Here is a 20,358-nt window from a genome sequence, read left to right as displayed (position 1 = left end):
AGGTTTTCAGATGAACGACTCAGCACCCAACCACCTCGCACCGCGCCCGGCGCAAGTGCCCCTCGAGCCGCAGTACGCCACACAACGTCGCTTCGGCGCGGACTCCACCGACGCATTTGCCGGCACAGCATCGGCCGACCCACAACACGAAGACGAATGCAGTCCGCCGATGGGCCGCGCGAGCGTGTACCGCGACGGCAGGCAGGATCTTGCCCAGCTGAGGATCGACATCGGCTCCGGCACCGAACTGCGTGTCACCTTGATGCTGCATGCCGCCGGCTTGCGCGACCTCGCCGCCCGCCTCCTCGACGCCGCGCACGACATCGAATCCAACCCCGCAGCCGTCCTGGCTGAGGTAGCCCGCGCGGCGGGTGACGCACGATGAGCACCCGGCTCCTCGACCAGGGCGGCAATCACTGGGTCGCCCACGGCCAGACCATCTGCCACAAGCAGAGCGGCAATCCTGACGCGACGCCCGGCGTCGGGCTCGACGTCTACTCGTACCACAGCGCAGGCGGCAGCAACAGAAGCCATCGTCCCTTCGTGCTGGTGATCGTCGGCTCGGGCCCGACCGCCGGCATCCTGCCGCTGCACATCACCCCGGACGACGCCCGCGCGCTCGCTACGAGCCTGAACCGTGCCGCAGCTACGGCCGAGGCTGCTGATGCGGCCGTACTGGCGCGTCGCAGCAGGGTAGCTGCGTGATGGGTTCACAGCTCGCTCGCCTATTGCTGATGCGCGCGCTGGCCGCTGCCGCGCTCTCTCTGCTGCCCGCCCTCGTGGTGGTGCTGATCTCCGCCCTGCTCGGCCGCGCGCTCGCGCTGGCCGGGCTGCTCTGAGGATTTCATGAGCGGAGATCTTCTCAACGACATCGCCGACGCGCTGACGAACGACTACGAGTTCAAGCGCACGTCGGACGGCCGCTTCCTGCAGAAGGGCCTCTGCCCTAGCTGCGGAAGAAGTCGCTGTGGACGTATGCCGCGACGCCGTGGGTGGTGCGGTGCGACCGGCTCAACAACTGCGGCTACGAGGCCCACGCAAAAGACCTCTACCCGGACTTCTTCAACTCGTGGACTGAGCGCTACCAGAAACCCGAGCAGGACAAACCGCCAGAGCAGCAGAACCCCACCGCCGCCGCCGATGCCTATCTCCGGGATGGGCGCGGCTTCGACCTCTCGCTCATCAAGGGCACCTACACCCAGGAGCACTACTTCGACGCCCGCGCCGACCGTGGCAACGGCGCCGGCACGGGCACCGTGCGCTTCCAGCTCGCCGGCACCTGGTGGGAGCGCTTTTTCGACCGGCCGCATCGCTTCGGGAAGAAGAAGGCGAACTTCAAGGCCGGCGGTAGCTACGCGGGCACGTGGTGGGCCATGCCCGGCCTCTCGTTCGTTGCGCCGCCGCCGGCCACACCCGAGACGGCCATGGCCCAGGCAATGCAGGCCGCGTCGCCAGCGGGCCCTGTGCGGCTTTCCAGCCCGCCTCCGGAAGAGCTGTGGCTGGTAGAGGGCATCTTCGATGCCATCGCGCTGGCGCACCACGGCATCGCGGCCGTGGCGCTGCTGAGCTGCAACAACTACCCGGAGAAGGCCCTGGCCGAGGTCAAGGCCGTGGTCGACGGCCAGAACGGTGCCGTCGACCTGCCCCGGCTGGTGTGGGCCTTCGACGGCGACAAGGCCGGCCAGGACTTCACCCTGAAGTACGTAAGGCGCGCGCGGGAGGCTGGCTGGGTCTGCTCGGCCGCGCAGATCCCGCAACGCGGCAAGGCCAAGGTCGACTGGAACGACCTGCATCAGCGCGGCCGGCTCGAGGAGAACCATCTCGAAGACTACCGCTACCACGGCGCCCTGCTGCTGGCCGCCACGCCGCAGGACAAAGCCCTGCTGATCTACAACCGTACCGGCAAGCAGAGCTTCGACTTCGACCACGTCAACCGCCTGTATTGGTTCAAGCTGGATCTCGACCGCTTCGGCAAGGCCGAGGACAGGATCAAGCAGGCCATCGCCGAGGGGCATACGCCGCCGATGGGCGACGAGGATCTGCGCACGCAGGCCTTGAAGGAATCCGGCGTGCTGCAGCCCATCGCAAACTGCAAGCCGCAGGCCCTTTACTACCAGAAGAACGAGGTCACCGGCGAGGCCTGGTACTACTTCCGCGTCACGTTCCCGCACGACGGACCCGAGGTCAAGGGCACCTTCACCGCCGGCCAACTGACCACGGGCAGCGAGTTCAAGAAGCAGCTGCTGCACATGGCCGCCGGCGCGATCTACAGCGGCTCGAGCCAGCAGCTCGAGGTGATGATGCAGCGCCAGCTGGACAACATCAAAACCGTCCAGACCGTCGACTTCATCGGCTACAGCGCGGCGCACAAGACCTACCTGCTGGGCAAGGTCGCGGTGCGCGAGGGCGCGATCCACGAGGCCAACAAGGACGACTACTTCGACTTCGAGAAGCTGTCGATCAAGACGCTGCAGAAGTCGATCCAGCTGCAGGTCAACACCGACCGTGAAGGCTACGAGCGCGCCTGGCAGAAGCACCTGTGGTCCGCCTTCGGCGCGAAAGGCTACATCGCCCTCGCCTACTGGTTCGGGAGCCTGTTCGCCGAGCAGGTGCGCGCCGAGCAGCAGAGCTTCCCGTTCCTCGAGATCGTGGGCGAGCCCGGCTCGGGCAAGACCACGCTGATCCAGTTCCTCTGGAAGCTGTGCGGGCGCGACTACGAGGGCTTTGATCCGTCGAAGTCGACTTCGGCCGGCCGGCTGCGCACCTTCACGCAGGTAAGCAACCTGCCCATCGTGCTGATCGAGTCCGACCGCGAGACAAAGAGCGGAGGTCAGGCGCACGTGAAGAGCTTCGACTGGGACGAGCTCAAGGACGCCTACAACGGCAACAGCATCCGCACCACCGGCGTGAAGACCGGCGGCAACGAGACCTACGACCCGCCCTTTCGCGCGTCCATCGTCATCAGCCAGAACAACCAGGTGCAGGCCTCGCAGGCCATCATGGAGCGGATCTGCCACATGACCTTCGACACAAGAGGGTTCACGACCGCGAGCTACGAGAGCGCGAAGGCGCTGGAGAAGATCGAGATCGAGCAGGTCAGCGGTTTCATCCTGGCCGCGCTCAAGCGCGAGGCGGACGTGATGGCAACCATCGCGGCCGACCACGACCAAAACATTCAGTTCCTGCTCGCGCAGGACGGCATCCACAAGCCACGCATCGCGAAGAACCACGCGCAGCTGCTTTCCATGTCGAAGGCGCTGCGCGCTGTGGTGCCGCTGTCCGATGAACAGTTCAGCCAGGTGCAGGCGCAGATCGTCGCCATGGCTCGCGAGCGGCAGCAGGCCATCAACGCCGACCACCCGCTGGTGCAGGAGTTCTGGGAAGCCTTCGACTACCTCGACGCCTTGGGCGTGGAGTCGGTCAAGCACGGCCATCTCGACCGCCCACTGCTCAACCACAGCCGCGACGGCAAGCAGATCGCCGTCAATCTCAACGAGTTCGTCGAGAAGGCGAATACACACCGCCAGCAGATCCCCCTGCTGGCGGAGCTGAAGAAGGTGCTGCGCACCAGCAAGACCCGGCGCTTCGTCGACATCAAGTCGGTCAACAGCGCGATCCGGACCACCCCCAACGCCGAAGGCCCCGACACCCCAAAGACCGTGCACTGCTGGGTCTTCGAGCGTCCGGGGCGCGGCGCCTGACCACGAAGGCTCCCATGCACATCACCGCCGCGCAGCCGTTCCGCTGCCACTACCGCCACACGGTCCCCGGCCAGGCGCCCATCGCGCTCTTCATCCAGCTGCGGGCCCGCGACGCGTTCGCCGCCCAGCAGATCGCCGAAGCCGCGCTCGGGCGCCTCGTCGACCGCGTGGAGCCCGCTCCCTTTCCCGTTTCCACCACCAACTCTGCAAAGGAGGTTTGACCATGCACGCCTACATCGTGAAGGTCATCGACGCCGCCGGCGTCTTCTACGGCTACACCCAGCTCGCAGCCTCGTGCGCCGCAGCCGAAGGCATCGCCTTCGAGCGCTTCGGCAACTTGCGGCTGCTCAGCGTGCGGAGGTCCGCATGACCGGCGCGCGCAAGACCATGCCGACGCGCGGCGTGTACGCCGCCGGCTTCAAGTACCGGGACTCGTACCACACCAACATCCGCGAGACGTTCAAGGTGGCGCGGGCCGCGCTGACGCGCGAGGCGAACCGCAAGGCCCAGGAGCGCCAGCAGAGCCTCGAACTGGACAACGTGGTACCCATGCCCGCGCGAGGCGGCAAATGAGCCGCGTGGACGTCGCTACAGCGCCAGAGGCGCCGGCCGCGCTGCTCGTGCACGGCAGGCCCGAGGCGCATGCATTCGGAACTCTGTTCCGCGCCTGCGAGCTGTGCAGGCACTCGACGGCGCTTGCCGGTCGGCTGCTCTGCGACAGCCCAGCAGTTCGCCTGACTGGTCAGCCCGAGGCGCTGGATGTAGCCCGAGCGGCTTCCGGCAGCTGTGGGCCCAACGCCCGACACCTCGACATGCCGGGCTGGCATTGATCGCTTCGAGCCTTTATGGCCCACGCAACCGAGCCCACCGACCAGATGCTGCGCGAGGCCTGCGCGCGCATGGCGGAGCGCTTTCGCTGGGCCGACGACTTCGAGGCGGTGATGCAGGACCGCGTGCGCAGCCGGATGGTGCGCATTGCAGCCCGGCACCCCGCCGCCGCAGGCAGGGCACCAGCGCCGCGCGCGCCGTCCTGCCGGCCCTTGCAGCCGTCCGCCGGCTGCCCTCCCTTCATCGACCGCAAGCGCGCCGCCGCAGGCGAGCGCGATGACGACTGATCAGATCCTTTCACAGAGTCAACATGAACCGCGTCTACATCGAATCCCCGCGCCCCGCCAGCAGCAGCTCACAACGCAGCATCATCGTGATCGCCTTCACCGGAAAGACCGGCGCAGGCAAGGACAGTGCCGCAGCTGTACTGGTCAACCGTTGCCAGTTCGAATCCATCGCGTTCGCCGACGGTCTGCGCCGCGAGATCGCGGCAGCGTGGCGCATCGACGAGCGGATGCTCGACCATCGGCCGACGAAGGAATGGGCCATCCCGGCGCTCGCCGTGGGCATGTGCAGCGACCCGGCCTTCATCAGCTGGTGCTTCGACGCCGGCGAAAGCCTGCACGAGCCCCGCAGTCCGCGCTGGGCGATGCAACACTGGGCGGACTTCCGGCGCCGGTACCGGCCCAGCTACTACGCCGACATCGCCACGCGCTGGATTGCCAGGAAGGCAGCAGTCGGGTTCCGTCGTTTCGCGATCACCGATCTGCGAGATCCCGTCGAGGTGACAGCACTGCGCGCCCTCGGCGTCCAGCTCAGCGTCGTACGGGTTCACAGCCCGAACGCGACGCCGCTCAGCGCCGACACGGCGCACCACAGCAGCGAGCGTCACCAGATCACTGTCGACTTCGATCTGCGAAACGATGGAAGTCTCGAGGCGCTGTGCGAGAACGTGCTGTCGCTGCCACCTGTGACGCCTCTACTGGCCTCATGCCGACAACAAGGAACGCATGCATGAAGTCCGTCGAGATCGAAGGCCCTATCCATGACGGAAGCCAGTCGGCGGCGATTGCGGTAAAGACACACCCGCTGGCCACACCTGCGCGCCAGAACGGGAGGGCGATCTTGACCCCTTGTGAGCTTCAAGAGCTCACGGGGTACAGGCGCGCGGCCGAACAGCTCGCAGAGCTTCTACGTCAAGGGTTCTACAGAGCGCGCCGATCTCGATTCGACGGAAGCGTCATCCTCGAGCGCCCTCACTACGATGCGATCTGCGCCGGTGCCCGCGCGCCGGCCAACGGCCCCAAACTTCGACCAGTAGCGAGGAAGAGATCATGAAGCGTGACCTCCCACCGAGGGTCTATGAGAAGAACGGCAGCTACTACCACGTCGCCGCGTTGGGCGAAAAACGGAAGTGGACCAAGCTCTGCCGCATCAAGGAAGGCCTGTCGTCGATGTACCTGGCACTGGCCAAGATCGAGACGGACAAGGCGCTCGACGACATGATGCCCAAGGTGTGCGCCGACTGGATGAAGGAGATCGGCAGCAAGCACGGGAAGAAGACACAGGCAGACCACAGGACGCACAACAAGGCGATCTCCGAGGCGTTTCTCGAATTCCGCGCCCGCGATGTCACGCCCCCTGTCGTCGTCGAGTTTCTTGAACCGTGGGACGAGCAGCCGCGCAGCTACAACGCCTACCGTGCAGCCCTGCGCGAGCGCATGCGATTCGCCGAGGTGAAGGGCTTCAGGCCCGCCGGAAGCAACCCGGTCGACTCGGTCAAGACGAAGAAGGTGAAAGCCCGCACGAGGTACATCACGGATAGCGAGCTACGCCGGATCAAGGTTGCCGCCTGCTATGGCGACGATGGCAACAGGACGCGCTCAGGACACACCATCTGTTGCCTGATCGACATGGCATATCTGACCGGCCAACGAATCAGCGATCTGCTGGGCCTTGAGTGGACCCAGATCCGAAAGGAAGGAATCCTTTTCGAGCCGTCGAAGACGGAGGACACGACGGCGGTCCGGATCTTGATCGAGTGGACACCGAAGCTGCAGGCCGTGATCGAGCGCCTCAGGCACCCACCGCCAGTGCCTGGCCGTCGAGGCAAGGCGCGAAAGACGAAGCCGGTGAGCATGCGGTACGTTTTCTCGACACTCAAGGGCGAGCCCTACACCTACGACGGAGCATCCACCGCGTGGACCCGCGCGCGGGAGCGAGCCAAGGTCAAGGACGCGCACTTCCACGACCTGCGCGCGAAGGCACTCACAGACATCGATGGCGTCAGCGAACGCGGGATCGGCCAGGCCCAGACTATGGGGGGCCACAGCACCCAGACGCAGACGGCCGACTACGTGCGTCACAAGCGGGCGAAGAAGACCGGCGCGACACGCTGAAACCTGTCTAACGGGGAAATGCCCTCAGAGGGAAAAACACACCCAAACCCGAAAATCCGCGTTAGACAAAACGTCGGCAACCCGTTGATTTATATAGGTTTACCCACTGTTTTGGGACCAGAGGGTCGAAGGTTCGAATCCTTTCGCCCCGACCAAAAGTCGAAATGCACACAGTCACATCGCGGGCTGTGTGCATTTTTCGTTTGTAGTTTGTATCCCGGAAGGCCGGTCACCCGACCGCCTGCGCCACCGCAAGGGCCAAAACCGGCCCCAAAAGACTGCGGCAACTGCTCGGGAATGAAAGTTGGCCTGCCCGGAGGGGATCGAACCCCCGACAACCTGCTTAGAAGGCAGGTGCTCTATCCAACTGAGCTACGGGCAGATTTGGAGCTGGAGAGAAGCCAGCAAAATCAATGACTTGAGCGTGAATGCTCTCACGGACGAGCGCGAATTCTACCGAGTTCCGCGTATCGATTCGGCGGCTGCGAGGCATTGCGCAGCGCGTCGTCAGGCCCGCCAGCTCGCTCGCGGCAACAGTCTCCAAATTTCCGCCCAACTGGCCGGATACGCTGAACCTCCTGGTGATGCATAGCCACCTCTAGCCCTGCCCCGAGACGCCGCTGCCCCGCCGCTGAAGGACCCTGAACTTGCTCGACGCACTCCGCGCCCTTCGCGCCGTCTGGGCCGCACTGGTCGCCATCGGCCAGTTCCTGGCCTGGCTGCTGAATCTGCTGTCGTGAGGCCGGTCAGCTGCCCGCGGCCTGCTGCGGCTCCCCCAGCGACAGCATCAGCCGGTTCGCCCAGTTGAAGAAGGCAGCGCCGTGGATGACGTCGGCGATCGCAAGATCGTCCAGTCCTTGCGCGCGCAGTTGCGCCACGTGCTCGGGCCCGAATGCGGACGGCGTGGCAGACAGCGCGACCGACGCCGCGACGATCGCATTCCAGCGCTCGCCCAGCTCGGCCTCCACGCCTTCGTCGAGCAGCCGCTGCACGTCTTGTGTGCGCTGCGAGAAATGCGAGGCGAAGCGCGCGTGCACCGAGGCGCAATAGATGCAGCCGTTGTAGCGCGAAGCCGCGGTGGCCGAGAGTTCGCGTTCGGCGCGCGGCAAGCCCGCTTCGGGGTTGTAGAAGATGTCCTTGTCGGTGCGCGTGCGGGCGCCCAGGATGTCCGGGTCGCGCGCCAGCAGGCGGAAGTACGGCGACTTCGCTCGCGATGCGTCCACCAGCCCCGCGAAATGCCGCTCGGTCAGGTCGGCCTCGGCCAGCGGTTCGAGCCAGGGCAGCCATTCGAGCTGCGCCTGCGTGAAGGCGTTCGGATGAATATTGCCGGGGTGGTTCAGCACGGATTCGGCGCTCATGGTGTTCTTCCGATCAATCGACGAGGGTGACGGGGCGTTGCGCCAGGGCCCGCAGGCCGCCGACGACACGGATCTGGAACGCGAGGAACGCCACGAGCTGCGAGAGCGTCACGACTTCGGTGCTCGACCATCCCGCGTCCAGCAGCGACTGCAGCGCCGCGGCGCTCGCATCGCGCGGGTGGAAGACGAGCAGGTGTGCGTGCTCGAGGCCGGCCGAAAGCCGCTCGCCGAACACCGCGCGCTGCGCGTCGCTCACCGCGTACGAGACGCCATCCGCATCCTCGGCGCTGAGCGGTCCGGCGGGATAGCGACCGTAGGGGCCCTGCCCGGCGCCCCGCTTCGTTTCCGCGGCGATGGCCTCGGCCACTCCTGCGCGGGCGCCCTGCCCTGGCAGCGCATCGGCATAGAAGCGCGCCACGTCCGCCTGGCCGTGCAGCCCCGCGACGAAGGCGGCGACGGCAAACCGGTCCGCGATCTCGAAGTTCCCGAACAGCGGCGGCGTCGGTGCGAACAGTGCGAGGTAGCTCTGCTGCGCATGGATGCGTGCCTGCTCGCGCTGCGAACGGATGCGGTCGAGGTGGCTGCCGGGCTCGATGCCGGCAAGCCGGTCGATGACGTCGGGCACCGCAGAAGCAAGGGAAGCCGAGGAAAAAGAGGAGGAAGCGATGGCGTTCATGGCGAAAGGAATGCGGCTAGAGAAGTGCGAGTGCCTGGAGATCCGGCGCGCTCGCCCCGCGCGTCCAGCCCAGGGCCGGCGCGACCACGGAGGCGGTCAGTTCGATGGAGCGCAGGATCGCCTCGTGCGGCGGATCGACCGAATGCACCTGGCAGACGAGATCGGTCACGCGCGCGAGCGTGCTGTCGGCGCGCAGCGAGGCAATCACGTCTTCCGGCGATCCCACGTGCACGTCGTACTCGGCAATCAGCTGTTCGAGCGGCGCGTCGGGGCCGGCGCGGTCGGCAAGCCCGGACTGCCCTGAGGCCGCGAAGCGGGCCGCCGAGCGGCGCAGGCCGACGTCGGCCAGGCGCAGCGCCTCCTTGCGCGTGTCCGCCACGAAGACGCTGCGCGAGCCCACGATCCGCGGCGCATGGCCGGAAGGCAGCGCCGCAAGGTAGGCATCGACGATCGGGTTCTGGATTTCCGCGAGCGAGGCATGCGGCGCATGTCCCGGACGCGGCTGCGTGCGCGAGAGCATCAGGCCGTCGCCCGCCTCTCCCGCGCGCGTGCCTCCGCTCACAGAAAACGTCGCCTGCCAGATGCGTCCCAGCAGCTGCGAGCCCGAGGGGTACAGCGTGTCGCCGCCGGCCAGCGGCTGGCCAGCCCATGCCGAACGCACCGCGGCGAGCTGCCTGGCGAAGATGGCCGAACGGTCGTTGCCGTCCAGCCCGAAGGCCGCGAAGGACTCGGGCGTGCCGCCCGTTCCCACGCCCACCTCGAGCCGGCCGCCCGAGAGCAGGTCCAGCACGATCGCGTCCTCGGCCACCCGTACGGCGTTTTCCAGCGGCAGCGTGACGATGCCCGTGCCCAGCCGGATGCGCCGCGTGCGCGAAGCCACGTAGGCCAGGAAGACGAAGGGCGAGGGCAGCCCGCCCTCGTGCTCATGGAAGTGATGCTGCGCCACCCAGGCCGAATCGAAGCCGAAGGCCTCGGCGTGGGCGATCTGCGCGGCGGCCAGGCGGTAGCGCTGCGCGGCGGGAACGTCGTCGAGCAGGCGGCTGAAGAACCCGAGGCGAAGCGGGCGTGGGAAATGGGAAGTGCCGGGCATCCGGAGGTCTGAAGGCTGTGTTGTGGCTGGCCTTCGAGTCTTGCCCGTGATGCGGTGCGGAGGGAAATCCGCTTATCGCGCTTGCTTATGCGCTTTGCGCGTATCGCTCCTGTGCGGCGCCGCAGCCGCGCGAGCCCCCGCTCATGTCTGCGTCGGATGCATGGCCGTGCAGACGCGGTTGCGGCCCGCCATCTTGGCCGCGTAGAGCGCCCTGTCGGCGGACAGGATCAGTTCCTTCGGCGGGCTCGTGGTCTTGGCGGGGCTGAGGGCGTCCACACCAGCGCTCAGGGTCACGAAGCCCTCGGGCATGCCGGCATGCACGATCTTCAGGTCGCGAACCGCGCTGCGGATCTTTTCCGCGAGGACGGCGGCGGCGGCCACGTCGGTCTTCGGCAGGATCACGGCCAGTTCTTCCCCGCCGTAGCGCGCGGCCAGATCGCCCGGGCGCCGGGCCGCGAGGCTTGCGATGGTGCGCCCGATCGTCTGCAGGCACTCGTCGCCGGCCGCGTGGCCGTAGATGTCGTTGTACTGCTTGAAGCAGTCGACATCGATCAATATCAGCGCCAGCGTGCTCGCGTCCCGCATGGCGCGGCTGAATTCGCTGTCCAGCGTCACGTCGAACTGCCGGCGGTTCGCCAGGCCCGTGAGGCCGTCTTCCATGGCGAGGGTGTTCAGGGTCTTGTTGAGCGTCTCCAGGGCGTCGCGCGCGCGCCGCAGCTCGGCCTCGGTCTTGTTCTGCAGCTCCATCTGCCTGATCAGCCGCCAGCCCACGAAGCCGACGATCGACGTCAGCAGGATGACCCCGCCGGTGTGCCAGAGCGTCTCCTGCCACCAGGCGGCCAGGATCTCGTCCTTGGAGAGAGCCGCCGCGGCGAACAGCGGATAGTTGGCAAGGCGCCGGAAGCTGTTCAGGCGCGTGATGCCGTCCTGCGCCGACAGGATCTCGGCCGTGCCGACCGGCCCCTGGGTCGTGTACGCGCGGAAAAGCCCGGTGTCGCGCATGTTCCGCCCGACCGAGTCGACGCTGAAGGGCCGGCGGGTCATCATCGTCCCGCTCTCGAGGATCAGCGCCACGGCGCCGGCTTCGCCGATGTCGAGGCTGTCGTAGAACTTGCCGAAGAACTCGACGTCCATCGTCGCGAGCGCCACCCCGCCGAAGCTGCCGTCGGGGTTGTCGATGCGCCGCGAGACGGGTATGAGCAGCTTGCCGTTGGTCCGGCTCTTCACCGGCACGCCGATGTGCGGGCCGCGCTGCGTGTGCTCGCGATGGAAGACGAAGTACTCGCGCAGCGCGTTGTTCAGGTTCTGCGGCGACTCCTGCCGGGAATTGACGATCCAGTTTCCGTCCTTGTCGTAGACGTGAAGCGCGTCGAGCTGCGGGAGTTCGGCCACCCGCATCGCCAGCAGCCTGTGGAGCCGGTCGAGGGCCGCGGGCCCCGTGCCGTCGTGCTGGATGCGCTCGACGATGCCGATCAGCGCGGTATCGGCCTGCTTGATCGTGTCGTCCGCTTGCTGCGCCATCGCCCGCGCGAGATTCGACGTGGCAACGCTCATCTGCTTGAGCTGGACCGCGCGCGAATGCCAGCTGTTCAGGAAGTCGAGCGCCACGAGGGCGAGGCAGACGACGGCGACGAAGGCCGTCGTCCGGAAGGTGATGGATGGTCGACGAAACACTGCCTGCTTTCGGAACAATGATGTCTGGGCGCCTTGCGCACTTTGACACATCTCCGGCCGGATTCGCAGCAATCCGGCGTGGCCGTCGGCCACACGGCTCAGACAGGCCGCACGTCGAAGAAGGCCTCGTCGGTTTCACCCAGGTCGCGAAAGCCCGCGGTGCGCGCCGCGTCGTAGGCCTTGGCCCAGCGCCTGGCCATGGCGATCTCGGCCTTCGAGAGGTCGCTTTCGCTCGACTCGCTCGCGTTCTGGAATGCGCGCAGCGCCTCGACGACGTCGTCGCCAAGCTGCCGGTCGAGCTCGCGCCGGAAGCGCTGCTCGGCGACTTTCACGGCATCGGCTGCCGGATGCGAATAGTCCGCGAGCCGCACGGTGTAGGCGACGCGCGCCTCGACTTCGACATCTTCGAACCGGAACGGCTCCTCGTGCGCCGTCTGCGGAAACGGCGGCTCCGCCGGCAACCGCGGTAATGGCGGCAAATGCGGCTGGGGCATGGAAACAGGCAAGGCTGCCACCGCAGCCCTCGGGAAGAAAAGCTCGAACTGGTTCATGGTTCATCGCCCAGGCGCACGGGGCGCCGACTGGGCTTGCAGCCAAAGACTGTACGAATATACAGTCTTTGGCAACCATTAACCAGCCTGCAAACGGCAGGAGCGGCCGATTCAACGGCGCTCGTGGATCATCCGCCAGACGTTGCACCCGTTCACGCAGGGCTGGCTCGGCAGGCCTGGAGACGGCTGCACGGCCGCGACCGGCGACGTGACGAACGAGAAGCCTGTGGGGTCGCTGCCCGGCGAAGGCGTGCCGCCCATGACGATGGCAGTCATGCTGACCGCCGCCACTTTTGTAACCATCAACATGATCGTCTCCAGCAGTTGGTCACAAGTTCAAGATAGCTCTGCTGTAGACAAAAGTTGCAGGGACTTACCCTCAATGCATCGCCGGCCCTACTCCGCCGGCGGGGGCCTTTTACCCTCGCCCAGGTCGCGTGGCGGCTCGATCGCCTCCCCCGCCTCCACATAGTTGGCCTCCACCGGATGAACGATGGAGGCCGCTGACTCTCCATCGAAGCGAACCAGCAGGTGCTCGCCGCTCGCACCGGTGATGACTCCGAAGCGGCCCTGCAGTTCGACCCTGCCGCCGCGGCGTGCAGGCACCCTGAAGCGGATGCGGATGTACGGAAGACCTACCCTGAAATACTCAACCATGCGCACTCCCTGACCTGTTGTCGCTGGGGTCGAGAGCATTGCCATGGCCCCCGTGGCTGGGGCAACGTCGATGACCGGAAGGCTCAATCTCGTCGGAGGTCCGTGGAGCGCATGTCAGCCGGGACCGATCCCCGCTGACAGCCGCCGGGCATTCCGGCGGGCAGCCCGTGGCTTCTCAGCGGGCGTTGCCGAGTGCGGTTTCCGTGGTGGAGATCAGGTCGCCGGCCTCTTCGCGGGGCCCGACGTTCAGGTCTTCGGAGAGGCCCTTCAGCACGACGTAGCCCGCCTGCAGGGCGTCGGCGTAGGTGGCGAATCCGGTGGCGGCTTCCATCAGCGGCTCGAACTCCATCGAGTTGTCGAAGGATTCCAGCAGCACCCAGAAATAGTCGCCCGCCTCGTGTTGTTCTACGGTCAGTGCGATGGAGATGAGTTGGCCGGCCATGCGCGCATGGTGGCGCGCCCGAATGACAGCCCGAAGAAGCGGGCGTGAACGTTCTGCTTCCCTGCCCGCGCTCGTCGCAGGCAGGCGCTGCTCAGCCGATGGCCTCGAGGAATTCGAATCCCATCGTCCGCGCGTGATAGTGCAGACCGCCGTCCTGCACGATCAGGAAGCGTGCGCCACGCGGGCCGGCGTTGTGATGCGAATGCGGCGCGCCGGGCGGCGTGACCAGCGTGGCCCACGGCGTCCAGGGGCACACCGCGTCGGCCACCACCGAGTGGCAGCCCTCGCCCTGCACCACCAGCGTCACCGCGGCCGAGTTGTGGCGATGGGTGCGCTGGTGCGTGTGCGGCTCCAGGGTGTTGAAGCTCAGCGTCAGCGTGGGCGTGAGGTTGCGCGCGGCGGCCTGGCGGTCGGACGAGAAGATCAGCGCGCGGCCGGAGGTCTCGTCGCGCGTGGCGCAAGAGAACATCAGCTCGAACTGGCGCTCGATCTCCGCGGCCGGATAGTGCACGACATCGATGGTCGCCTCGTCGACCGGCGCCGGCTGCGCACGCTCGAAGGCCAGCTGCGGCTCGTTGCCGACCGTCCACAGCAGCGCGCCCTCGGCGCCCGCTTCGATGCGGTAGCCCGATGCGCCGGGCAGCAGGAACACGTCGCCCGGGCCGAAGGCGAAACCGTCGGCCGCCCCCGCCAGCCTGCCGCTTCCGGAAATCACGTACCAGACCGACCCGGTGGCGCGCACATCCAGCGGCAGCAGCGCATCGCGGGCGGCGATGCGCACGTAGCGCGCGAGCATCAGCGGCGTGGTGGCCGGAAAGCCGCAGTCGAGCGCGCGCGACTGGTCGCAGTCGAAGACGCCATGGTGCCCCTGCGGAGGCGGCGCGAAGAGCCGCGCGGGCACCTCGGGCAGCTTCACGTTGAAGGCGTTGCCGGAGTTGAAGAAACGCGCCCTGGCCTGCGCCGCGCTGGCCGGCGCGCGCGGGTGCTGCATGGGCAGGTCGGCCATGTCGACGGCGGCGGCGGCATTCATGCCTCGTCGCCCATTCCGCCCCTGGCATAGGGCAACAGCACGCGCAGCAGCACGTTCGCCCCGGCCGCCACGTGCGCGGGCTCGGCCCACTCGTGTTCCGCATGGCTCACGCCGTCGCGGCAGGGAATGAAGATCATCGCGCTGGGACACAGCGGCGCCAGGTGGCGCGCGTCGTGGCCGGCGGCCGAGAGAATGGGCATGTGCGTCTGCCCGATGCGCTCGGCGGCCTCCGCGATCGCCCGCTGCAGCTTCGCGTCGAAGCCGTTGGACGGGGCATCGACCAGGGCCGTCACGCTCGCCTGGCACGGCGCGGCGAGCGACTCGCACAGTTCGACCAACCGCTTTCCCAGACGGTCGAGCACCGCGTTGTCGGGATGTCGCAGGTCGACGCGCAGCGCCACCCGCTCGGGCACCACCGAGGGCGCGTTGGGCTCCACCTGCAGCCGGCCGATGGTGAACTTCACCGCCTCGTCATGACCGCCGATCTCGGCGTAGAGCGCCGTCGCGACGCGCGAGAAGGCCGCGAGCGCGTCGCGCCGGTCCGCCATCGCGAGCGTGCCGGCGTGGCCGCGCTCGCCTTCGATCACGACATCGAATGTCTTCTTGCCCTGGATGCCGGTGACCACGCCGATCACGCGTTCGTGCGCCTCCAGCAGCGGCCCCTGCTCGATGTGCGCCTCGACATAGGCCGCCACCGGAAAGCCCAGCGGGCGCCGGCGCAGTTCCGGAAAAGCCGCATGCAGCGCATCGAGCGCGTCGCCGACCGCGACGCCCTCGGCATCGCGCACCTCGCGCACGGCCTGCAGGCTGCGCACGCCGGCAAAGGCTTCCGAGCCCATCATGCCCGGCGCGAAGCGCGAGCCCTCTTCGTTCATCCACGCCACGCAGACGATGTCCACCGGCGGACGTACGCCGCGCCCGGCCAGCGTGGTCAGCACCTCCAGCGCCGCGACCACGCCGTACACGCCGTCGAAACGCCCGCCTCCGGGCTGGCTGTCGAGATGGCTGCCCGCGAGCACTGGCGGTGCGTCGCGGTCGGCACCCGGCAGCGCGATGAAGAGATTGCCCGCCGCGTCGGTCGACGGCTCCAGCCCGGCCGACAGCGCCCAGCCGATCATCGCGTGCCATGACGCGATCTCTTCCGCGCTCAGCGCCTGCCGGTTCACGCCGCCGCCAGGCGTGGCGCCGATGCGGGCGAGCGCCATGAGCCGGTCCCACAGCCGGTCGGCGTCGATGCGCCAGATGCCCCGCCCCTCGGCGGCGGCGACAGCGGGGGTGGCGGCGGAGGCGGTTGCCGCGCTCATCAGTCGGTCTTCATGATCTGGCCGGACAGCGCGCGCGGATCGCGCGGCTTCCACTGGCCGGCCTCGACCTGGGCGAAGAATTCGGCCAGCAAGGCGTTGAACGCGGCGGGCTCTTCCAGGTTGAGCGTGTGGCCGGTCTTGGGCATCACGGCGAGGCCGCAGGCCGGCAGCGTCTTCTTGAGGAAGATGCCGGGCTGAAGGCAATGATCGTCCTCGTCGCCGACCACCACGAGCGAGGGCACGGCCATCGCGCGCAGGTCGCCTTCCAGGTCGTAGATCGAGGGGCGCCGCGCCTGCACGCCGCGCATGGTGTTGGCCGCGCCAACGGCATCGTGCTGGCCCAGCCAGGTCGCGAATTCCTGCCAGCCGCGCGGGTCCTTGTTCTGGAACTGCACGCGGCTCGCGCCCAGCGAGTAGGTGCGGGCGAATTTCTCGGAGCCCTGCGCCTCGAACTGCCTGGCCACCTCGAGCGAGACGCCGCGGAAGTACTCCTCGTGTTCCTTCTCGGCGCCGTAGCCCGCGCCGGCAATCACCAGCGACGAGGCCCGCTTCGCATGCCGAAGGCCGAAGTGCAGCGTCGCGAAGCCGCCCATCGACAGCCCCACGATGTGCGCGCGCGCAAGGCCCAGCGCGTCCATCACGGCCACGATGTCGTCGGCCGCGATGGCCTGCGAATAGCGCTCCACGTCGGCCGGCACGTCCGAAGGCGGATAGCCGCGCGCGCCGAAGGTCACGCACTGGTGGCGCCGCGCGAAGTAGCGCATCTGCGGCTCCCAGCTGCGGTGGTCGCCGCCGAACTCGTGCACGAACACGATCGGCGTGCCGCTGCCGACGGTCTCGTAGTAGAGGCGAACGCCGTCGGGGGTGGTCGCGAAACTCATCGTCGCATCCTCCTCAGAACAGCGCCGCCGTCGCCGGCAGGCTGCGCGCGCGCTCCACCGCCTGCGGCAGCACGTCGCACAGCGCCTGAGCCCAGGCCCTGGGTACGGTGGTGGATATCTTCACGAAGCGATGGCCGAAGCGGGGCGTGTGGTACGTGCCCTGCCGCACCATGATGTCGTGCTCCCCGAGCGCGGTGACCAGCGCCTCGGGCGTCACGCCTGCCTTGCTGCACTCGACCACGATGAAGTTGGCCTGCGACGGGAACACCGGCACCTCGAAGCCCGGCAGCTTCGCGAAGGCGTCGACGATCATCCGCTGGTTCTCGCGCTGCTGCGCGATCACCTCGGCCATCCACTCGGCCTTGACCGACAGGCCCGCGATGGCCGCGCGCTGCGCCAGCACGCTCGCGCCCAGCGGCGCCTGCGAGTGCGGCAGGATGCGCGCGAGCAGTTCCGGCGAAGCCACCAGCGCGCCGAGGCGCAGGCCCGCGAGTCCGAGCCACTTCGAGAAGCTCACGATGGTCACGGTGCCTTCCGGGTAGAAGCGCGAGGCCAGCGTGTGGCTGTCGGCGAAGTCGCGGTAGGTGCAGTCGTGGATGAGGATGGCGCCGATCTCGCGCGCGCGCTCGGCGAAGGCGCGGATCTCGTCCTCGGTGTAGGTGGTGCCCAGCGGGTTGTTCGGGTCCACGAGGTAGATGACGGCGGTGTTCGCATCGGTCGACGCGGCCAGCGCATCGGCCGAGAGCTTGAAGCCGTGCTCCGGCCCGTAGATCGGAATCTCGGTGATCGCCGAGCCCGCCTTGGCCGCGAATTGCAGCGGCCACTTCCAGCCGGGGTCGGTGGTGACGAAGCCCTTGCCCGCCACGCAGAAGGCACGGCAGGCCAGCGCGAGCGCCGACACCGCGCCGTCGGTCACCACGGCCGACTGGTCGGGCACGCCGAGGTCGGCCACGATGGCCGAGCGCAGCGCCTCCATGCCCAGCGGCGGCGCGTAGGCGTGGAAGCTCTCGTCGTCGATGGCATCGTGCAGCGCCTTGCGCACGGCCGGGTGAAGCGGAAAGTGGTTGGTGTTCTGGCCCAGCCACATCAGCTCGGGGTTGGTGAACAGCCGGTCGAAGTACCGGTTGCGGGTTTCGGCGTCGCTCGTCACGGCCGGCACCGCGGCGGCGGGGTTCAGGGCCGCGTTCATGCAGCGAGCCTTTGCGCCTGCTCGGCTGCCATGGCCTTCTTGCTGGTCTTGATGATCGAGCCGCGCGCGGCGATGCCGCCGTCGATGGTCACCACCGTGCCCGTGATGTAGCCCGCGCGCGGCGAGGCCAGGAACACCATCAGCTCGGCCACCTCCTGCGGCGTGGCCGGGCGCCCGCCCGGGTAGTTGTCGAACAGCTCCTCCCAACGGCCTTCGTCGCCGTGGGTATCGAGGGCGCGGCGCTTCATCAGCTTGACCATGCGATCGGTGGCGACCGGGCCGGGGTTCACGCCGACCACGCGGATGCCGTCGTCCAGGCTCACGCCGCCGAGCGCGCGCGTGAAGGCCATCACGGCCGCGTTGCCGGTGGAGCCGGCGATGTAGTTGGCGTCCCAGTTCTCGCCGGAGTTGCCGATGTCGTTCACGATCACGCCGCCGCCCGCGGCCTTCATGCGCGCGTAGTAGATCTGGCTGAGCTCCATGTAGCCCAGCACCTTGAGCTGGAAGCCGCGGCGCACCACCGTGAAGTCGAGCGACTCGATCGGGCCCGCGGGAATGTCGCCCGCGTTGTTCACGAGGATGTCGACGTGGCCGGCCGCCTCGGCCAACTGCGCCATGGCGCCGGGGGCAGCCAGGTCCATCGGGTGGATGCGCACATTGATCGGATGGAGCTTCTCGATCTCCTCCTTGGCCGCTGCGAGGGCGACGCCGTCGCGCGCGGCGAGTTGCAGATGGCAGCCTTCGGCCGCGAACGAGTGGGCGGCCGCGAGGCCGATGCCCTTGGAGGCACCGGTGATGAGTACGGTCTTGCCTTCGAGTTCGAGTTTCATGGGTTGTCCTGGGATGCGGGAATGCGATCGGAAATGGAAGAAGGAAGAAAAGAAGCCTCAGGCGACGCCCGCGTCCTGCTCGGACAGCGCGGCGATCAGGTCGACGATGTCGTCCTCGAGCAGGCTCACGTGGTCGATGGCGGCGTTGAACGCGGCGCCCGGGTCGTTGCGCCGGATGGCGTCGAGGATGGCGCCGTGCTCGCCGATGGTGGCGCTCATGCGCCCGGGCTGGAAGGTCACGTAGCGGCGGTACACGCGCACCCGCTTGCGCAGCGCGCGCGTCTGCTCGGCGAGGTAGTGCGTGTTGGAGGCTTCGTACAGCGCGTCGTGGAAGTCCTGGTTCACGTCATAGAAGCGCGAGTGGTCGCCCGAGGCGAGGATGCTCGTCAGGTCGTCGTGCAGCTGGCCCATGCGCTGCTTCTGCGCCTCGGTGGCGCGGCGCGCGGCGAACTTGGCGCACAGGCCTTCCATCACCGCCATCATCTGGAACATCTCGATGAGCATGGGCAGCGAGATGCGCGCCACGCACACGCCGCCCTGGCGGCTGCGCAGGTCGACGAGCCCGGTGGCGGCCAGCGCTTTCAGCGCCTCGCGAACCGGCGTGCGCGACACCTTGAAGCGATCGGCCAGCTCGGCCTCGTCGAGCCGTGCGCCGGGCTTGAGCACGCCGCTGACGATCAGGTCCTCCAGCGTGTCCTTCAGCTCGTCGGACAGCGTCGCGCCCTTGCCGCGCTGGCGCTCGCGTGCGCGCGGCGCCGAAGTGTCGGCGGTCATCTCGGGTTCATCGGGTTCCATGTTCTTGCCTTCCTTGTTGTGTTTGTCTTTGTCGGTGCATTTCCAGCACGCCGCGCCCTGGGCGGTTTCAGAACGGGCGGTCTCCGGCCACCGTGGTGCGGTGCATCACGCGGCGATAGACCTGGTCGTCATAGGGCGTGGCGCGGTGCATGGTGCAGCGGTTGTCCCACACCAGCAGGTCGCCCGCGAGCCACTTGTGGCGGTAGCTGAACTCAGGCGAGATGGCGTGTGCGTTCAGCTCGGCCAGCAGCGCCGCGCTCTCCTCGGCGGGCAGGCCGTCGATCTGCTTGACCACGTCCTCGCCCACGTAGAGCGAGAGGCGGCCGGTCTCGGGGTGCGTGCGCACCAGCGGGTGCACCACGTCGGGCGTGGCGGCCAGCTGCTCGGGGGTGAGCGGGTTGCGGTCGGCGAAGGCCTTGCCGTAGTAGTTGGCGTAGCTGTGAGTGGCGGTGAGATGGCGGATGCGCGCCTTCATGTCGTCGTCGAGCGCGTCGTAGGCGGCGTGCATCGACGCGAAGAAGGTGTCGCCTTCCACCGGCGGCACTTCGAGCGCATAGAGCAGCGCGCCCATGGAAGGCTCCGCCTTGTACGAGAGGTCGGAATGCCAGTTCCAGCCTTCCTTGTGGTTGCCGATGGGCTTGCCGTTCTCCGACACGTTCGACAGCACGTAGACCTCCGGGTGCTCCTTCTTCAGGAACTGCGTGAGCACGTGGCCCAGCAGCGGCCCGAAGCGGCGCGAGAAGGCCACGTGCTGCGATTCGTTGATTTGCTGGCCGCGAAACAGCAGCACCGAGCGCTGGTTGAGCGTGTCGCGCAGCACCGCGAAGTCGGCGTCGCTCACGGGCTCGCGCAGGTCTAGCCCCTTGACTTCGGTGCCGATGAAAGAGGTGAGGTTCTCGAGTTGCATGGTCGGGATGTGTCTCTGGGGATGAACAGGAAGGAAGTTGCCGGCG

Annotated in this window: 25 protein-coding genes and 1 tRNA gene; 10 read left to right on the top strand and 16 right to left on the bottom strand. The window is 67.8% G+C overall.

What is annotated here, in order from left to right:
• Positions 1–10 precede the first annotated feature (10 nt).
• The 10 genes from ACHMXA_RS16250 (at position 11) to ACHMXA_RS16205 (ending at position 6,928) form a co-directional block, all read left to right on the top strand.
• A complete protein-coding gene (locus tag ACHMXA_RS16250; RefSeq protein ID WP_395315797.1) occupies positions 11–385 on the top strand; it encodes a hypothetical protein in 375 nt (124 codons plus the stop codon).
• Complete coding sequence (locus ACHMXA_RS16245; protein ID WP_395315796.1) at positions 382–705, top strand: hypothetical protein; 324 nt, start codon at positions 382–384, stop codon at positions 703–705. The genes ACHMXA_RS16250 and ACHMXA_RS16245 overlap by 4 nt, the downstream gene beginning before the upstream one ends.
• Complete coding sequence (locus ACHMXA_RS16240) at positions 705–839, top strand: hypothetical protein (RefSeq protein ID WP_395315795.1); 135 nt, start codon at positions 705–707, stop codon at positions 837–839. The genes ACHMXA_RS16245 and ACHMXA_RS16240 overlap by 1 nt, the downstream gene beginning before the upstream one ends.
• 156 nt (positions 840–995) lie before the next feature.
• Entirely contained in the window at positions 996–3,701 is a 2,706-nt protein-coding gene (locus ACHMXA_RS16235) for a toprim domain-containing protein (RefSeq protein WP_395315794.1), read from the top strand.
• Positions 3,702–3,715: 14 nt separating this feature from the next.
• Positions 3,716–3,922, top strand: coding sequence for a hypothetical protein (locus ACHMXA_RS16230; protein ID WP_176668860.1), 207 nt, complete (start codon positions 3,716–3,718; stop codon positions 3,920–3,922).
• A 2-nt stretch (positions 3,923–3,924) separates the two neighbouring features.
• A complete protein-coding gene (locus tag ACHMXA_RS16225) occupies positions 3,925–4,071 on the top strand; it encodes a hypothetical protein (RefSeq protein WP_176668861.1) in 147 nt (48 codons plus the stop codon).
• Positions 4,068–4,274 carry a hypothetical protein gene (locus ACHMXA_RS16220; RefSeq protein WP_176668862.1) on the top strand — a complete coding sequence of 69 codons (207 nt, stop codon included), beginning with the start codon at positions 4,068–4,070 and terminating at the stop codon, positions 4,272–4,274. Before ACHMXA_RS16225 ends, ACHMXA_RS16220 begins: the two co-directional genes overlap by 4 nt.
• Positions 4,275–4,546: 272 nt before the next feature.
• Positions 4,547–4,816, top strand: a complete 270-nt coding sequence (locus ACHMXA_RS16215) for a hypothetical protein (RefSeq protein ID WP_395315793.1) — start codon at positions 4,547–4,549, stop codon at positions 4,814–4,816.
• 23 nt (positions 4,817–4,839) lie between these two features.
• Positions 4,840–5,547 carry a hypothetical protein gene (locus ACHMXA_RS16210; RefSeq protein ID WP_176668864.1) on the top strand — a complete coding sequence of 236 codons (708 nt, stop codon included), beginning with the start codon at positions 4,840–4,842 and terminating at the stop codon, positions 5,545–5,547.
• A gap of 316 nt (positions 5,548–5,863) precedes the next feature.
• Positions 5,864–6,928, top strand: coding sequence for a tyrosine-type recombinase/integrase (locus ACHMXA_RS16205; RefSeq protein WP_395315792.1), 1,065 nt, complete (start codon positions 5,864–5,866; stop codon positions 6,926–6,928).
• A 305-nt stretch (positions 6,929–7,233) separates the two neighbouring features.
• On the opposite strand, the gene ACHMXA_RS16200 is transcribed toward ACHMXA_RS16205, so the two are convergent.
• The 16 genes from ACHMXA_RS16200 to ACHMXA_RS16125 all read right to left on the bottom strand — a co-directional run bounded on the left by ACHMXA_RS16200 (position 7,234) and on the right by ACHMXA_RS16125 (position 20,312).
• Positions 7,234–7,310 (bottom strand) — tRNA-Arg (locus ACHMXA_RS16200).
• 364 nt (positions 7,311–7,674) lie between these two features.
• On the bottom strand, positions 7,675–8,286 hold the full coding sequence (locus ACHMXA_RS16195; RefSeq protein WP_395315791.1) for an alkylhydroperoxidase domain protein: 612 nt from the start codon (positions 8,284–8,286) through the stop codon (positions 7,675–7,677).
• A gap of 13 nt (positions 8,287–8,299) precedes the next feature.
• The gene (locus tag ACHMXA_RS16190; RefSeq protein WP_395315790.1) at positions 8,300–8,962 is read right to left on the bottom strand and encodes a CMD domain protein; all 663 of its coding nucleotides are present in this window, start codon (positions 8,960–8,962) and stop codon (positions 8,300–8,302) included.
• Between the two features lie 16 nt (positions 8,963–8,978).
• Complete coding sequence (locus tag ACHMXA_RS16185; RefSeq protein ID WP_395315789.1) at positions 8,979–10,052, bottom strand: putative FMN-dependent luciferase-like monooxygenase; 1,074 nt, start codon at positions 10,050–10,052, stop codon at positions 8,979–8,981.
• A gap of 141 nt (positions 10,053–10,193) precedes the next feature.
• Positions 10,194–11,726: a diguanylate cyclase gene (locus ACHMXA_RS16180; RefSeq protein WP_395315788.1), complete on the bottom strand. Its 1,533-nt coding sequence runs from the start codon at positions 11,724–11,726 to the stop codon at positions 10,194–10,196.
• A 98-nt stretch (positions 11,727–11,824) separates the two neighbouring features.
• Positions 11,825–12,277, bottom strand: coding sequence for a hypothetical protein (locus ACHMXA_RS16175; protein ID WP_395315787.1), 453 nt, complete (start codon positions 12,275–12,277; stop codon positions 11,825–11,827).
• A gap of 111 nt (positions 12,278–12,388) precedes the next feature.
• The gene (locus ACHMXA_RS16170) at positions 12,389–12,586 is read right to left on the bottom strand and encodes a hypothetical protein (protein WP_395315786.1); all 198 of its coding nucleotides are present in this window, start codon (positions 12,584–12,586) and stop codon (positions 12,389–12,391) included.
• 87 nt (positions 12,587–12,673) lie between these two features.
• Positions 12,674–12,934: a hypothetical protein gene (locus ACHMXA_RS16165; protein ID WP_176668872.1), complete on the bottom strand. Its 261-nt coding sequence runs from the start codon at positions 12,932–12,934 to the stop codon at positions 12,674–12,676.
• 175 nt (positions 12,935–13,109) lie between these two features.
• The gene (locus ACHMXA_RS16160; protein ID WP_395315785.1) at positions 13,110–13,376 is read right to left on the bottom strand and encodes a hypothetical protein; all 267 of its coding nucleotides are present in this window, start codon (positions 13,374–13,376) and stop codon (positions 13,110–13,112) included.
• 91 nt (positions 13,377–13,467) lie between these two features.
• Positions 13,468–14,406: a cupin domain-containing protein gene (locus ACHMXA_RS16155; RefSeq protein ID WP_395315784.1), complete on the bottom strand. Its 939-nt coding sequence runs from the start codon at positions 14,404–14,406 to the stop codon at positions 13,468–13,470.
• On the bottom strand, positions 14,403–15,710 hold the full coding sequence (locus tag ACHMXA_RS16150) for a Zn-dependent hydrolase (protein ID WP_395315783.1): 1,308 nt from the start codon (positions 15,708–15,710) through the stop codon (positions 14,403–14,405). The genes ACHMXA_RS16155 and ACHMXA_RS16150 overlap by 4 nt, the downstream gene beginning before the upstream one ends.
• A complete protein-coding gene (locus tag ACHMXA_RS16145) occupies positions 15,710–16,591 on the bottom strand; it encodes an alpha/beta fold hydrolase (protein ID WP_395315782.1) in 882 nt (293 codons plus the stop codon). The genes ACHMXA_RS16150 and ACHMXA_RS16145 overlap by 1 nt, the downstream gene beginning before the upstream one ends.
• A gap of 13 nt (positions 16,592–16,604) precedes the next feature.
• Positions 16,605–17,780, bottom strand: a complete 1,176-nt coding sequence (locus ACHMXA_RS16140; protein WP_395315781.1) for a pyridoxal phosphate-dependent aminotransferase — start codon at positions 17,778–17,780, stop codon at positions 16,605–16,607.
• On the bottom strand, positions 17,777–18,610 hold the full coding sequence (locus ACHMXA_RS16135) for an SDR family oxidoreductase (RefSeq protein WP_395315780.1): 834 nt from the start codon (positions 18,608–18,610) through the stop codon (positions 17,777–17,779). Before ACHMXA_RS16135 ends, ACHMXA_RS16140 begins: the two co-directional genes overlap by 4 nt.
• A gap of 57 nt (positions 18,611–18,667) precedes the next feature.
• On the bottom strand, positions 18,668–19,405 hold the full coding sequence (locus ACHMXA_RS16130) for a GntR family transcriptional regulator (protein WP_176668879.1): 738 nt from the start codon (positions 19,403–19,405) through the stop codon (positions 18,668–18,670).
• 67 nt (positions 19,406–19,472) lie between these two features.
• Positions 19,473–20,312 carry a TauD/TfdA dioxygenase family protein gene (locus ACHMXA_RS16125; protein WP_395315779.1) on the bottom strand — a complete coding sequence of 280 codons (840 nt, stop codon included), beginning with the start codon at positions 20,310–20,312 and terminating at the stop codon, positions 19,473–19,475.
• Between the last annotated feature and the right edge of the window lie 46 nt (positions 20,313–20,358).

Origin of the sequence: Variovorax sp. UC74_104, assembly GCF_044055375.1 — a bacterium.
Taxonomy (GTDB): Bacteria; Pseudomonadota; Gammaproteobacteria; order Burkholderiales; family Burkholderiaceae_C; genus Variovorax.
The sequence above is the reverse complement of the archived record's forward strand: the minus strand, read 5'-3'. Positions and strand labels throughout refer to the sequence as shown.